Annotated in this window: 7 protein-coding genes; 4 read left to right on the top strand and 3 right to left on the bottom strand. The window is 43.3% G+C overall.

The window, feature by feature from the left end; translation table 11 throughout:
- The first annotated feature begins 53 nt into the window (after window positions 1–53).
- From ACJJI3_RS07470 to ACJJI3_RS07455, 4 genes are all read left to right on the top strand, one after another.
- The gene (locus ACJJI3_RS07470) at window positions 54–404 is read left to right on the top strand and encodes a DDE-type integrase/transposase/recombinase (RefSeq protein ID WP_444942550.1); all 351 of its coding nucleotides are present in this window, start codon (window positions 54–56) and stop codon (window positions 402–404) included.
- Between the two features lie 962 nt (window positions 405–1,366).
- Entirely contained in the window at window positions 1,367–7,612 is a 6,246-nt protein-coding gene (locus ACJJI3_RS07465) for an RHS repeat-associated core domain-containing protein (protein ID WP_444942015.1), read from the top strand.
- A 25-nt stretch (window positions 7,613–7,637) separates the two neighbouring features.
- The gene (locus ACJJI3_RS07460; RefSeq protein ID WP_444942014.1) at window positions 7,638–8,054 is read left to right on the top strand and encodes a hypothetical protein; all 417 of its coding nucleotides are present in this window, start codon (window positions 7,638–7,640) and stop codon (window positions 8,052–8,054) included.
- A gap of 1,614 nt (window positions 8,055–9,668) precedes the next feature.
- Window positions 9,669–10,010 (top strand): hypothetical protein, encoded by a 342-nt coding sequence (locus ACJJI3_RS07455; RefSeq protein ID WP_444942013.1) that lies wholly within the window; start codon window positions 9,669–9,671, stop codon window positions 10,008–10,010.
- Between the two features lie 1,201 nt (window positions 10,011–11,211).
- Here ACJJI3_RS07455 and ACJJI3_RS07450 read toward each other — a convergent pair.
- From ACJJI3_RS07450 to ACJJI3_RS07440, 3 genes are all read right to left on the bottom strand, one after another.
- Complete coding sequence (locus ACJJI3_RS07450) at window positions 11,212–11,874, bottom strand: hypothetical protein (protein WP_444942012.1); 663 nt, start codon at window positions 11,872–11,874, stop codon at window positions 11,212–11,214.
- Between the two features lie 858 nt (window positions 11,875–12,732).
- Entirely contained in the window at window positions 12,733–14,712 is a 1,980-nt protein-coding gene (locus tag ACJJI3_RS07445) for an alkyl/aryl-sulfatase (protein WP_444942011.1), read from the bottom strand.
- A gap of 556 nt (window positions 14,713–15,268) precedes the next feature.
- Entirely contained in the window at window positions 15,269–15,658 is a 390-nt protein-coding gene (locus ACJJI3_RS07440; RefSeq protein ID WP_413665394.1) for a hypothetical protein, read from the bottom strand.
- Between the last annotated feature and the right edge of the window lie 97 nt (window positions 15,659–15,755).

Here is a 15,755-nt window from a genome sequence, read left to right as displayed (position 1 = left end):
TACTAAAGCGTTGATTCGATGGGGATCGACCAAATTGCCCCTGAACCAGTTACATTACGAATATCTGGGTTCTGAAGTGGTTGCTGTACCTTACGGTAGTTATGGATCTGTGCTCTCGACGTGTTGTAGGTTGGGCATTCGATTCCCGGATGACAGATGAATTGACAAGTGGAGCACTGAAAATGGCTCTAGAACGACGACCAATAAAGCCTGGACCAATAGTTCACTCTGACAGGGGTGTGCAATATCGTTCGCAGAAATACCAGGATCTCTTGTCCGAAAGCAAGTGCAAGCCGAGTATGAGTCGCCAGGCAAACTGTTGGGATAATACGGCAATGGGATCATTCTTTAGCAGGCTAAAAGTCGAGCAGGTTTATGCTGGAATATTCGAAAGCGAAGAATAAGTAAGGTCTGAGAAATTTGAATACATTGAGATTTTCTACAATAGAGTTCATAGGCGCCCTGCATTGGGCTATGTATGTCGAGCATAGCATGAGCGTAAATATACATAGTTAGAGTTTCTACTTTTTGTAGGTAAGACCAGTATTGTGTGTTTGGCTGGTTGTCGCTCCAGTCATATGGATTGTTGCTTATCTATAATTCTCCTGGCTGTACATCTTGATTTGTAATGAGTTCTAGCTCCTTGTTCATTAAAAGAATGTGCAGTAGTTACATAAACCTGAAGACAGTGTTAGATAGTCGCTAAGGTTAAGTTTTTATACTCTCTCGGTAATATCGTAGCTGGTTGAGGCTTTCCAAATTAGAGATCCAAATAGTATTTGAGTCACAGAGGTACCTAGAGCAAACTAAGGTTGAGGGCGGACGGCAGCTGGGATCATGAGGGAGTCTCAACTATTGTACTTAGATGATTGCCCTCCAAAAGTAACTGTCTAAATTGTCATTTATGAAATAAGCGACTGTAATAGAGGCGTGTTAATAAGAGTTTGGCTGTTTTTTATTTGATTTTTTTTAGATTGGGTTGGTAAAGCGTTAAATATTAATTTTTTCTTGTATTTTGCATTTTTATTTGTTGGAATTTGTGCCACCTTCAGGCCAGATAATCTTAGTTAAAATGCTTCCATTTTTTAGGGTGTTCGCTTTTTTCCAGGCAATCTTTTTCACGGTATTCGCACATGGGATCGATCTTACAGGGCCCGATACTGATGCGGATGGTGAGTATTCTCTTTCTTATACACCGGTTTCGACATTAAGTGCTTCAAAAGTGTATTTGAAAGAGTTTAAAGATGGTACGTTTGTACGAAGCGTTTCACTTTTTACTGGTAACCCATCATCAGAACATATTGCACCAATCAGTGTGACATCTTCAGGGAAGTACTCCTATGAATATTGGGGGGAATTTTGCGATGTGGATGACGGGGACTTATCTCCTCCTGATGATCAAATTATCACTTGTCATCAGCCATCGGTCTTGAAGCTTGCGTCACATACGATCAAAGTAGCTCTGAAGCCAAATGCTCCCTCGAGCATCAACTATGATCCAGAAACAGTCGAAGGGGTAAATGTAGATACTGATGGAAAATTCTCTATAGAATGGACAGAATCGAATGGGTCATCAGTAGTTTCTGGTTATCAATGGTGCGAAGAAGTGAATGGCACCTGGGAGGACGAAAGTAGTTGCCCTGAAGAGAAAGGTAATACTCTTACAGGTTCTCTACCTAGATCTACATCCACAATGGCAAATGGTAAGTATCGGTATAAGGTCCGTGCTTATGTAAATGTTGACGATTATTATGAATATAGTGGCTGGGTTGACTCTGAAATTTTAGAGGTAAAACATTACCCCGGACAGATATCCAACTGGATACTACCTAATGGAAGTTCTTTGCCGGGTGTTAGTTTTGAATTGCGATGGGACTCTGTCGCAGACCCGGATCCATCTGCCCCTGTTTCTCACTATGAATTACAATGGAGCAATGATGGCTCTAATTATTGGGATATTTCTCTTGAAGAAGATTCAAGTGGAATTGATCCTAGTAGAGTCACATATACAACGATCGATCTGGGAGAGCTAGTGGAGCCTGATGATGTTGTTGAGACTTCAAATATTTTGGTTCCCATTACGTTAGGCGATATTACTTTTTTTGTTCCAGCTACTTCGAGTGAGGAGCCTGAGTATTCAGACTTATATACTTTCCGGGTCCGAGCTTGCAATGAGTCAGGTTGTGGGGATTGGTCTACTATAAAACAATTGACCACACCGGAACCTCCAGAGCCCGAATTTTCTGCAGATTTGCCAGAAGAAATTTTCACGTTAGATCAAACTATTACTTGGGATGATGTGGGCGCAAGTAGTTACAGACTAAAGCGCATGGTTTTAGGTGGGGAAGAGGAAGGTTGTATCGTAGAGGAAGATGGTAATTGCTGGTTGACGGTGGTCCCACAAGCAACTTCAGTTTTCCAGTATTTTACAGGTGGAAGTCAGCCTGGGACTTATCAGTATAAGCTTGAAGCGTGTAATGATTTCAACCAGTGTTCATCCGTATCCAGCTCCTGGATAGAGGTCCACAATCTTGCCAATACCGGTGAACTACCTGCTGTCAGTACCGAAGCTCCTACTGCTCCTGGAACACTGCCATATAGTGCCGATGTGAACGTTACCGGTAATGCGGTAATCAATATTCCCCTCCAGACTGCGCCTGGTGTTAATGGGTTGCAGCCTAATTTATCTCTGCGTTATACCAGCGCCCGCTTTCAGAAGCGGATGAATGAGGCATTACCTGAGGATATTCTTGGGTATGGTTGGCGTTTGGGTGGACTAAGTAGTATTCGTCGCTGTGTAGTGAATAGGCCAGATGGTGCGAGTGTTCTGCTGAGTAACTTAGATTCTCTCTGCTTGGATGGCGAGCCCCTCACCCTTTTGTCGGGTTCTTATTGGGAGGAGGGAGCTTTATATCGAACCTTGAGGGACAGCTCTCGTCTAATTGAGTTACATAAAAATGAAGATGGAAAGGTTTGGTTTGAAGTAAATCATCCGAACGGCTCTGTGTATGAGTATGGAGCTACTGTGGATAGTCGCCTCAGGGGGGAGGAGTCAACTCATTTTGCCTGGAGTCTTAATAAGGTTACCGATGCTTTCGGTAATACTATGGACTACAAATACCATCGCGATCTTTTTGAGGGAATTAATTACCCTCTAGAAATCACTTATGGTAATCAGGGGGATGCAAAAATTGAATTCCAGTACGGAACTCGTACAGATGCTCCACCAGTGCCGCTACAGGAAATCCAACAAGAACAGTTGGTACTACTGCACCATATTCGTGTTTACTTAGATGAAAACTTGCAAAGAGAATATAAGCTGATCTCTGAAGAAGAGCCTGCTGATGCGGATCAAGATCATTATCGTCGTTTAAAGCAGGTGCAGTTGTGTGCTTATGACGAGAGCGGTAATAACCGGCAGTGTCTAAATCCTCTGGAATTCGGTTGGGAATACACTGATCCTGCTATTCCGGATGATTTTGAAACAGGTATCGAAACGGTTACTAATGGCTATGGTGCCCAAACCAAGTTTACCCTTGAGAGAATTTCTGATAATCCAGGGGAAGAGGATGTAGGCCGCTTTAATGAAGGGGTTACACTTTTTGGAGAGGTGGGTACCATTCCTGGGGTCAGTGCCACACAGTCGGACAATGGCGATTATCGAACGGTGGTGACAAAGGTACATCGATCCAATGGCTATAGCGGTGATTGGCATGTTACTGAGTACGCTTACCAGGGGGTTGGTCTAACAAGCGATTTAAACTGGGGGTTCCTTGGCTACAGTGCTCAGCGAATTTATGACGAAGAGGCTGATATTGTAACTTATCGCCAATTTCGCCAGGATTTTCCATACTTTGGTAAAGTTGCCAGGCAGGTTCAATACCATGGTAGCTATCAGTTTGGTGAGCTCCTAACGCAACAGCGATTTAGCTACGATCTATTAGCCCTGAGCACAGGATATGGCACTACCTATATACCGTATGTTTCCCAAAGTTTGAATGCGATATTAGAGGGGGGCCAAATACTCGGATATACACTTAATGATAATACGCTTCAGCTAGAAACCGATGATAACTATGGTGACCTTCATAGTGGCTCAGTCAATATCAAGCGTGCTGTCGAATCCGTCCAAATCGACGATACCCAAAGTGTATGGGGTGTTGCAAAGCCCGTGACAGAGTACGGGAACGTTGAGCGTAGTGTTGAGCGCACAACTCTGTTAGATAATCGGACAGATGGAAGCTGGTTAATAGGTTTTATCAGCGCACAGGAGCAGCGTCATTTCCGAGGTGAGGTCACTGGAGCACCTGATCAGGAGTCCAGTGTAATTGCCACGCCCTATGGCGATACTAATCGTGTATATACCGTAACCCAATATCCGGAAGACACTGAGTATCAGGTGGTTTCCACATATGAATACGATGCTTATGGCAATGTGGTTGATGAAAGTGTCGTTGGGCAGGTAGATGGAGCCATTAATGGCGTTACTACACAAACCCGTGGCACCTCGGTAATCGGAGCGTTGACGGATCGACGCTACCCAAGCACCTTGAGGAATACACTTGGCCATGAGGTTTATGCGGAATATGATAGCCGTTTCGGCAGTGTCACTCACATAACGGATAGTAATGAGCAGTCGACTGAAATTGAGTTTGATCCTTTCGGACGTGAAGTGAAGGCAACCAATTCAGATGGTGTAGCGTTTACCAGTCAATATAATTTTTGTCATGGAATTTGCCCAACGGTCGGCGGGATAGAAGCCTCATACTGGGTGCAGACCAGTTCTGCAATCACGCCGACAACAGAATATTATTACGATCAGCTTGGTCGCTTAGTACAGAAAGATATCCAGACGTTTTCTGGAAACAGTAATGTTTCCCGTCTTGAGTATAGATTTGATACTCAGGGGCGCCTTGAATTTGAGACTGCTCCTTTCTTTGCTGCGCATACAGTAGTCTCTGATAGCGACAAACCAAAAACAAGTTACGACTATGACCAGCGTAATCGAATCGAATATATCGACAAAGCTGGCGGTGGCAGTGTAGAAATCGATTACAGTGTTGAAGATACTGGCAGTAGTAAGTTCGTGAAAGTTAGCGTAACAGAGTCTGTAGTAGCTAACAGTGGTACCAGTATCCAAGTAAAGGATCAGTATTACGATCTTCTTGGAGATCTGGTAAGAACCATAGATGATGCGACGGGTGAAGCCGTTGTTACTGATTACACCTATGATGGTGGTGGTTTTGCAGAAACAGTAAAGGTCACCGGTAATGGGCGAGATTTCGAATCTAACTTTATTGTTGACCATGCAGGCTTCCGGACCAGTCTTACTGACCCCAATGTGGGAACAGTAACGAGCAGTTACAATGCTTTTGGGGAGCTGGAGCGTCAGATAGATAACAAAAATCAAAGTATTAGTTATTTGTATGACGAACTAGGCCGATTGCTCGAAAGGGAGGATGAAGATGGGGTGGCACAATGGAAGTACGATGCCGCGAATGCGATAGGTAATTTAGAGAACCGTAGCTATAGCGAGAATGGTAGTGAAGTATTCTTTGAGAAATACAGTTACGATTCGGATAGCAAGTTAGCTTCTGTAGAAACACAGTTGCTAGTCAATGGGACAAGCGCTAGCTACCAGCATAGCTACGGTTACGATAGCTATGGTCGCATCCACAGGGTCACTTATCCAAATGGTACCGAAGCCTATTATCACTATAATGATCGCGGCTATATGGAAAGCCTAAGCAACGATGCGGCAGGTGTTAATTCTCTACAAACTTTCGATAGCATTAATGCGTGGGGCCAGATAGAGCAGGAAACTTACGGCAATGGTGTGGTAACCAATCGTACCTATAATCCAAATACCGGGCGATTGGAGACGATTAATACCGGCAGTGGGTTGCTGCAAAATAATGAATATCATTGGCGCTCAAATGGCACTTTGGAAAGCCGGTTGACCTATAGCGCCGGTAATGTATTACGGCAGCAAGAGGATTTCAGTTATGATGGCCTGAACCGTCTGCGCGATGCCTCTATTGTCGTTGGTGGAGATCGGGTCCTCAGTACCCAATATGACAAACTGGGTAATATCCTTTCTAAAACATCCAGTGTTGATCTAGATACGCAGGTGACGGGTTACCAGTATGGTGAGTTCGGTAATGCCGGCCCCAATGCAGTTAGTGGTGTCAGCATTAATAATGTCGCCCATAATTTGTACTATGACGAAAATGGTGCGATAGAGCGCTACGATGCCGCAACGGGTGATGATAAGTGGATCAGCTGGAATGCTCGGCAGCTGCCTACGGAAATTGTGCTGGGTACTAGCCAGAGTGATAGCACTCCAACTGCCAGAGACCGCTTTAAATACGGCCCGGATGGCCAACGATATTACCGTGAAAGTAGCTGGATGGAGGATGGCCAACTTAAAACTGAGAAGGCGTATATCATTGGTGACTTCGAGGTAATCTGGCCTGAACACGATCCATCTATCTGGAGAGTGCAGAAAACCACTCTAAGCGGTTCTGTCCAGCATCTTGCTATTACAGATCCTGCATCAATTTCTACTTCTACAGCTGAGTATCAGTACCTGCATCGTGATCACCTGGGTTCAATCGAGAAGATTACGGACAGTAGTGGTGTAGAAATTCTGGGTATGGCCTTTAATCCGGATGGAAGTCGACGCACTGAAGATTGGAGCGCTGACCTGGATATACAGCAGGTTTTGGAAACATTGGTCACAGTGCAACATATCACCAGTAAACGGGGCTACACCGGCCATGAGCATCTGGATCGGACCGGCCTAATCCATATGAATGGCCGTATCTACGATCCCACATTGGGCCGTTTCTTAAGTCCCGATCCGATTGTGCAGCAGCCAACCTATAGCCAGAGCTGGAACCGCTATAGCTATGTTTTTAATAGCCCTTTGAGTTTTACCGATCCCAGTGGTTATGAAGCTGAGGGTGGTGGAGACGATGGACCTAAAGATGATGGTGAAGTAATCGTGTGGGGGACTCCGCTTGAGCCCACAACTACTTATCTCCCTGGTATCGATGATGGGGTTTTGGATCCCGTAAGTTCTCCACCAGGCGTATCTGGTGGTGGCTCGAGCTCATCCGATAGCTCAGGGGAGGGGGAAGAGGAAGAGCAAGATGGAGATCAGTGTGATTCAAGCAATATCTGCAGAACTGTGACCGGGGAGACTTATAATGACGGCGAAGTGGTTGTGGTTGGAGAAAAAGATGCAAATAGCGCTCAAATGAAGTTTGAGAGCTTATTTGGACTTTCGAAACAAGAGTTTATCTCTCTTTCTAACGCAGAGCGGATACGTCACCTAAGGCAAGAGATTTCAATGCTTGAGACTAAAACAAAGGTCAGGGAGTGGAAAATAAAAGCTGAACAGGCACGCTTTAGAAGGTACCATGGAACTCTGGAGGTATCTGTTGAGGGTGTTTCAAATCTAGATCCTGAGCTGGCACAGATGACACCTCTTTACCAAGAAATATTAAAAGCAGTGCCGATTCGTGGGAGTACTGCGAGATTGGATGGGTTTATAAATATAGTTTTGTACCCAGCAGTTGAAAAGTTTGAGAGTTCTGGTCGGGATTGATTGGCTTCTTAAGTTGGGATTTTAAATGTTAAAAATTGTCCAAACGGTTCGACATTTATTTAGCCAAAGGGCTTTGTTTTTTTTGTTAATTATAATATACCCTTTAATTGGAAATTCTTATGCTGAGAGCCAGCATGATGAGTTTGAAGAAGTTTTTTCTGAATATTTAGTGGCTTCTGGAGAGTATTTTTGTGTTTCTGAGCTGTTTACTTTATGCTTTAGCGACGAGGATATCGAGTGCGGTTCTGAGTCGGAAGAGTATAAATTATTATGTTTGAGCTCTGTTAAGCCATTGTACTCTTCTGGATCAATTGAATTTGATCCTAACGTTGTTTTAAATAAATACTTGAACTGTATCGTAGATAAACAGTTGGGTTCATTTTCTGAATCTAGGAAGAGTTCTTATAAGAGGTGTTTGGGGGCGAGATTTAAAAATAAGTGAGTCTTATAGGTTGCAAAGGCGGTGTCGCAGGTCTTAATGTTCAACCTACAGTAGAAACTGGTGGTTTTTTGATCTACCGCAGATTGCTTTCTCTATTATTGTGGACTTGCCTTTTTTATTTATAGTGGTTGACTATCGGTCTGATGGCATCATTGAGATGAAAGGGGCGAAAGTATCAAGTATTGTAGCGTTAAGTATAGTTTTTATATTCGGGTCATTTGTCCTAGTTAGCGTTATATTGACGGTCAAAGATATGGTAACAGTTGAGTGAAAAGGCTGGTGATCTCTCCAGTAATGAATACTGAGAGGTATTCATTGGTGCTCTTAAGTTAGTTGCAAATGATTTAACAAAGCCTGATGAGGCGATATACCATAAGATTGACTGGTGGGTGTTCGTCCTCATTCTTGTAAGAGTAAAGGCCAATCTTGCCAACCTCTTACTCGAGTTCATTCCGGATATAGTCGACAGTCTTGCGTAATCGTGTAAGGTGCTTACCAAAGTCGGCTAGGTTCACGTTATTGTATTTGCGTATGGGTAGATTATTCGTTTTATTGACTCGCTTGATAGTGTGATAATGGTTAGCCTGTTGAATCAAAGTTTCCAGTTTTTCACAGGTAAACTTCGGTATTAGCTTTATTCTTGTCGGTTGCTGATTATGTTTAGCTCAAATGCGAAGTGGCATTTTTTTTGAGGTATTGGCTAATCTTGGGATTATGATATCAAATCCTGTGAGTATTCTTTATCCGTTAATTTAATCGAAAAAGTCCTCGCGCTAAAATTAGAGCTTCCACACATCGTGCGAGGAGTATGAAATCCGCTCAGGTGGCCGAAGTTGCCGAGCTCGCTTTGGGGAAGTATCGCTGAGACCTTTATCACTTACGAGACTGAAGAGGGTGTTCGTTAAGGTAAAAAGCCGGCTAATGTGATTGTTATTAATGTGTGGTTTTTTAGACTGGGGTCGACACACAATTACTTACAGTATGATCCTGTAGGTTAACTAGAAAGCCCGGAGTTGAAAAACGGTCAGCTAAAGCTACACTCACCGCTGACAAAGTCGATCAGACCTTAGGTATCCATAGTATCCACACCGGAGAAGTTTTGCGGGATAGAGCCACACTCGAGTGCTGCGAAGTACTGGCACACTTCGAGTAGAGGTGATTAGTTTCGTCGTGGAAATTTATACTCATCTATAGATAGGCAGGCTACAGCAAGTCGAGATCTGGGATAGCATTGTACTAGTCGAAGCGTGCTTTCAACAATGGAGTTGATTTGGCCTTGGCGTAATGAGTTGAAGTTCGGTTTATATTTAGCTCAGTTGATGTCTATTGGGTGCGCCAAATCGCTAATGATTAGTATTCCCTGTTTTTTAGTCGAGGTTAGGCAGGTATTAGGGGAGGGCTCGATTATTTTTGTGTCTTCTTATTGGTCTAGAGGTGTTTCTATTTTGTTGTTTTATTCTTCCTTATTAGCTTTTTCTTGTTTCAGTCGGTTAGACATTTTATAATGCCATGCTAGATAAATATCTAAGATTAAAATTTGGTTGTTCAGGCATCCTGAGCCGATATTTTTATCTATAAATAACATCATCCAATTAATAAATTTTAAGGGTTGGAATGAAAAATATACTTTGGATTTCACTTTTAATGACCGCAGTTAATGCCAGTGCAAGCTCTATATGTGAAGGGGAAGTTGATAGAGTGCAATTGACGCGTGGCGGTTATGTTGAGCTTATTTCTAACGAATTATATGGGTCATCTGAGGGGCGGCGTATTTGTAATATGTCCAGTTCATGGAATATTGTAACCCCTGAAACTTGTAAGGGTTGGTATTCATTAGTTTTGGCTTCAATTGCGCAGCAGTCTGCTATTAGAATACAGTATAACGAAGGTGGCACTTGTGCTGAGCAACCTATTTGGGCTGACTCTAATTCCCCTTGGATGTTGTCAAATATCTAATTTGTAATCGGTTGTAACAGCCTATTTTAAGTGAACTGCGAAACTTCTATATGGATTCGGGTCGCTTTAGATCAAGTGGGCTTGATCTAAAGCGAGGGCAATCTCACCTATCCTATAATTCCGAAAGAGGCTCCAGGTATAGAGTCTTAAGCCTTTGGTCGGGAGGCGACATGCAACTCTGATTTGAGCGCCTCCCTACTGTTAGTGGGTTGTTTGAAAATGAAGGGGAATTAAATAAAAAGCTTGGGATGGTTGAGTGCTGCCTTACCGGTGTTTTATAAGTAGATTTTCTTATTAGGTTGGGGGCGAGGGGTAAGTAAGTCTTATTACTCCCATATGATTATTGCATGTTAATTGTTTTGGTGTACATAAGTCTTCAGGGCCACACATTCTGAACGGTCAGCGCATTAGCGGTCGGCTGCACTAATTTTCATCCATGACCTTAAGAAATGAGGATAGATTTGACTTGGAAGCCTTCAGAACATTGCGTCGAAATATTCTGCCTGTAAGGTTGTAGATCAAAAGGAAATAACGCTTAGTTATCAGGACTTTAAGTTATATTGTTATCCCGGCAGAGGTTTTTATAGAGTTTAGGATGGGAAGTTGCTTTCTCATTCAAAAGATAGGAGTAATCTTTTTAGGGTTACTAGTGTTGACCAATCGTTTATATATTGGCTTTAAGTTTGGATAATGTAATGTGGCCGGTATAATTATAGGTATCCAGTTTAGTTTGCGGCACAAACGAACTCTAATTTAACTCTTCCTGAAGCTCCTTTTAATACTCTTTGAGGTTTAAGCTGGGTGAAAATTAAAGATAGCCAAAGAATACTCTGTGTAGGGTTAGTGTTTAATTTTGTAATGCGTCCATAGGGCGGCAAATAAGTAGAGTAATAAATGCTAGTCATATTCTAGGTGTGGATAGGTTAAAGGACATTTTTCTCTATTGGCAAAAATCAATCAGAAGACCTATCTGAATATTGGTTAATAATCCTAACAAAACCCTCAGTGTATTTCGGTGGATTTATCTATTGCTGATCTCATAAATAGAAGCATAGATATATAGATGGAAACTAGCAAGGGCGCTCAGTGCTTTATCTCTGCCGCCCTTGCCACTAGCGATAACTCATGCAATTAAGTTGTACTCTAATTCTTAACTGCATACCACAATGAACTCGATGTATTATTAGAATTGTTAATTATGCTAGTCCTCAGGGGGTGGCGGTGGTTCGCTAGGGCTGTGCGGTGCGAGGGCAATTAGTAGAGTAACAACGCAGATTGCCTTCATTGTGAGGCCGCCAAGCAAACAAAAAATTAAAGCAAGAGAGTCGTCGTGAAGGTAGGTTAAGACGGGAAACAGCTGTGGTCTTTCCGGTGGTCGACCTTCCTGAATAGCCTCAACTAGGCGCTTTCCTTCTTCACTAATTTCTATTCTGCTTACAAGTGCTTGTCGAAGAGTTAAGAGCCATTTCTCCGTAGTGCCATACTTATTTAATCCCTCTTTAAGAGCTGTCGCCAATGTTTCATCGACCTCTGTATTGGCGCGTATCTTTATCAAAAGAGAATCCGCATCAAGCCTTAGAATTTCTGAAAGACTCTCCTTGAGTTGATCAAGAGATTCAAGTGCAGTCTGAGACGCTTCAATCATGCACTCAAGTGATTGAAGCATATACAACGACCAGACGTCTAATGTCCCGGAGGAAGTTAGTAACTCATCGTAGTATTTTGAATCTACCGCGAGACTATCTTCAATCCGTGTTGCTGCAAGGATTTTAGCGCGAAATGATCGATAAGACTTAAAGTCCCTGGCTGTCGTATCTGTTGCAGCAATCGTTGTTGCTGCCGTAAGTTCCATTATGTCTTCCATTGTCCATTTCCATTGTCCAATATGATTTAATAATGCGGTGGGGACAGTAATTATTTTATGTGGGCCAATCAAGCTGTTGTAAGGTTTTGTAATTTCCGTCATTGGCGGATAGAGTAACTATTATGTGTTTGTCATTTGGTCTTTTGTGACAATAAACAGTGAAGGGTTTAAATTATAAGTATTGTTTATTTCTGTTGTGAGTAAATTGAGAGCTCTTAAGTTGAATTTGATATATTGTTAGCTTAAGTAGTGATTCTGCAGTTGTAGATTTTGTTAATTGTTTAAGGTGGGTTTACCTTTGAGGTCTGAGTAAGGTGCTGCAGAAGGTAACCTTATTGTCTCAAGCTTGCCTTAATCGCTTTAGAGGCTGTTTTTAATAACTTTTGTAAATTTATCCGGCTAAGAATTCTCCTGTAATCTTTTGGTGCTGTGTTTTAATTGTGCTTTTGTAAGCCTTTATATCCAGCGTGTTATGATTTTTATGGGGACTTCACTGGAGTAGCTTAGTTGAGTAGTTGTTGAATCCTGGTGGAACTTAGAAGTCGGCGAGTCTGTGGTTAGTTTGGTGGATAAGTTTACATGCTTTTTGGGGGGGGGTATTTGATCAATCGGTGGTATAGCTTTCTGGGGTGGGAAGTATTCTGTTTTATAAAAACACAGAGCCCAAAGGGCCCTGTATTGTTTCGGCTAGTATGAGTCAGATTGCTTGAGTTCCTGGATTATTATTTATCCACCAAGAATTTTCCATGGATCGCTTGTATTTTTTTGAGTTTGATCAAGCAAAACAGATACCTGTAGTTAAGAGACGTATTAATAGTTGTCATTCGTTAGAACTTTACGGGCTGATCGTTTCAATTTTTAAGGCGTTACAAGGCTAAAATTACGATCAAATTTATCAAATAACCGCCCGAATTTTATTAGGGCCAAAGGATTTCCGCTTACCTTGAGTCGACCATCTTTGATTAGAGTAGGGGCGCCTACTAACCCGCTAAACATCATACGTAAGTCGGTACTGTTCAGAGCGAGGCTGGCAGAGGGCTCGCTACTGTGTCGGCCGGGGTAGCCGTGCAGTACCCCATTTTGCACTACGACTAAGTACTTTTCTCCAGTGTCAGTCATATCGATATTTAAGCGGATATCTGCATCTGCCGCTTTCTCACCGTTAAGGCGCACCGCCATCGCGTCGAAAAGCAGCTGGAGAGGGACTCGCGCTACTATTTCTTCATCGGGCAGTATTTCTTCACGGTATTCGATACCATGACGCAATTCCTTGGCTCCGGAGAGATAAAAGTTGCGCCAGATACCAGATTCTGACTGATAGCCGAGTTGCTCTAGGCTGTCAGCCAATAGGTAACGGGCTTGCTCGTTCTCAGGTTCAGCGAAAACCAAGTGCTTTAGCACCATGGCTACCCAGCGATAATTGCCCTGGGCAAAATCCTGTCGGGCCCGAGCCATAATGGCTTCTCCCCCCCCCATGTAGTCGATGTAGTGCTCTGCAGCTTCTTCCTGAGGAATAGGGTGGAGGTTTGCTGGGTTGCCATCGAAATAACCCAAATAGCGATTGTAAACTGCCTTGGCTCCAACATTGACAGTGCCGTAGTACCCTCGATTGGCCCAAGCCTGAGAGAGGTTCTCGGGCAGCTCAAGGCGCTCTGCGACTTCGACCATATCGTAACCGTGGTTAGCTAGACGCAATGTTTGGTCGTGGATGTACTTATAAAGATCCCTCTGCTTAGCCAGGTAATCCATTGCTTCATCTTTGCCCCAGGTGGGCCAGTGGTGGCTGCTGAAAACCACCTCGGTCTTATCGCCAAATTTCTCCATGGCGTATTCAATATAGCGACTCCAGGCCTTGGCATCGCGGGTTTTCGCACCACGCAGAGTGTAAATATTATGCAGTGTATGGTTGGCGATCTCACTCATGCAGAGTGCGTTAAATTGAGGGAAGAAAAACACAATCTCTGCGGGTGCTTCGGCCCCGGGCGTGTTAATGAAGACGATGTCCACTCCATCAACTGTCATCTCTGCACCGGTTTCAGTAATCTCTATTGTTGGTGTAGCTATTCCGTGCTCACCATCTGATACCCGGTTGCCTAAGCCGGAAGAGACAAAACCCTCCGGGCTGGAGGGCAGCAAATTTCCAAATTGGTATAACGCACGACGTTGCATCACGTTTCCGGTGCGCACATTCTCGCTAATCGCCTCCTCAGCAAAACCCTCTGGAGCAATAATGTCGATAGAACCGCTCGCGAGCTGTTCTTTAGTCAGAACTCCAGTTATACCGGCGAAATGGTCTGCGTGGCTATGGGTAAAAATAACAGCACTTACCGGTTGCTCTACAAGTGCCTTGTTGGCCAGCGCAAGAGCTGCAGCTGCAGTCTCTGCGGAAGTGAGAGGGTCGATAACAATCCAGCCGCTTTCTCCTTGCACCAGAGTCATATTGGCCAGATCCAGCGAGCGCACCTGATAGATACCATCTACCACTTTGAACAGGCCGTTATTCAGGACGTTGAGCTGGGCCTGACGCCAAAGGCTGGGGTTGACGGTATCAGGAGGGGTACCTTGTAAAAATTGCATCTGGGATAGCCCATAGACTTCCCGACCTTCGGTATTTTTCACTTGGGCGCCGGGAATAGATTCAATAAAGCCTCGTTTAGCCAGTAAAAAATCAGTTTCATCACCGAAGGGGAGTTGTTTTGCCAGGGATCTATTGTGGGAAATAGTTGCCTTGGAGGCGGGTTTGATCTCGGTATTTAAATTTTCTGTGTGAGTTTTCGGTTCACTACCACAGGCAATCAAAAAGAAGGACAGCAACCACATCAGTATCAGCGAGCGCATTGAGACTCCCCAAAATCGGTGTACATGAAACTTCATTTTTATACTGGGACAGGGTTTTTATTGCCCAGAGTGGCCTTAGCTTCTCCCACCTGCGGTGGCGCGTCAAGACAAGAGCTATCCCTTTGGCGGCGTAAAAGTCTTTCTACGTGGGAAACAGTTTCATGTAATCTACGGGTTAACCAGTTTTGTCATTGGGCTTTGTATTTTCTACCAATACAGTCACGATTGCTGGCATTGTGTAATGTGTGAAGAGCTTGTGGTTCCTGAATCGAAGAGGCTGGATTGTTGCAGCTTATGGTTTAGTCTGATCTTTTTTATATGTTCTTAGGGACTTTGAATTTAACAGGTTAGAAAATTTTATATGGTGGTATATGGTCGTAAATTTAAATTTATTTTTAGATTTTATCTGTTTGCGCTAGTACCGGCGCGGCCATTTAGAGTAGGGTATCTTATTTATCAAATTTCATTTTAGAAATAAGATACCCTGTTGCTCGAGTTTGAACAGATTATGGATTAAGGGTTCTTTATCTTCTATTAATCTTAACTCGAGAGATAATTAAATGGCAGGTGATATATTTGTGCTCTTTCTGGAAAGCGTTGCGCTTAAGAATGCACAAAATGCCAGAGCTAGGATATGAGGTACGTAAAGTGTGTATTCGCTGGCGTGGAAAAAATACAGAGTGGCTTCGCAGGCGATAATGGCAATTGCTGCAGTTGCCCATGGATGCAGTTTTATCAGCCTAGATGCTAAGAAAATGAGTGTGAAAACAATTAGTCCATATCCTATTAAATGGACAACAAAAATTTCCCAAAGGACAGCTCCTCCATCTGAAAGGAGTGCTCTGAAAGCTTCGGGTATAGCGATGGCTGCAGAATATCCTGTAATTAATGGGCCTAAGTATCCGGCGACTAAGCCTATTGTTATTCCAGCTATTATGTTTTTCATTGAATCCATTCCATTTTTTAGGGTTGACCAACTATACCTTATGTGGAACTGTAAAAGAAAATACTTGGTTGTTGCCGCAAAAGACTGCGCTTGAAAT

It is taken from the genome of Microbulbifer maximicatervae (SeqCode), assembly GCF_052466985.1.
Note: the sequence above shows the minus strand (reverse complement) of the source record. Positions and strands in the feature narration are given on the sequence as shown.

What these genes read in the sequence shown, in the direction of transcription:
- ACJJI3_RS07460 (WP_444942014.1), top strand. Translation starts at nt 7,638, where the DNA reads ATGTTAAAAATTGTCCAAACGGTTCGACATTTATTTAGCCAAAGGGCT.
- ACJJI3_RS07455 (WP_444942013.1), top strand. Translation starts at nt 9,669, where the DNA reads ATGAAAAATATACTTTGGATTTCACTTTTAATGACCGCAGTTAATGCC.
- ACJJI3_RS07450 (WP_444942012.1), bottom strand. Translation starts at nt 11,874, where the DNA reads ATGGAAGACATAATGGAACTTACGGCAGCAACAACGATTGCTGCAACA.
- ACJJI3_RS07445 (WP_444942011.1), bottom strand. Translation starts at nt 14,712, where the DNA reads ATGCGCTCGCTGATACTGATGTGGTTGCTGTCCTTCTTTTTGATTGCC.
- ACJJI3_RS07440 (WP_413665394.1), bottom strand. Translation starts at nt 15,658, where the DNA reads ATGAAAAACATAATAGCTGGAATAACAATAGGCTTAGTCGCCGGATAC.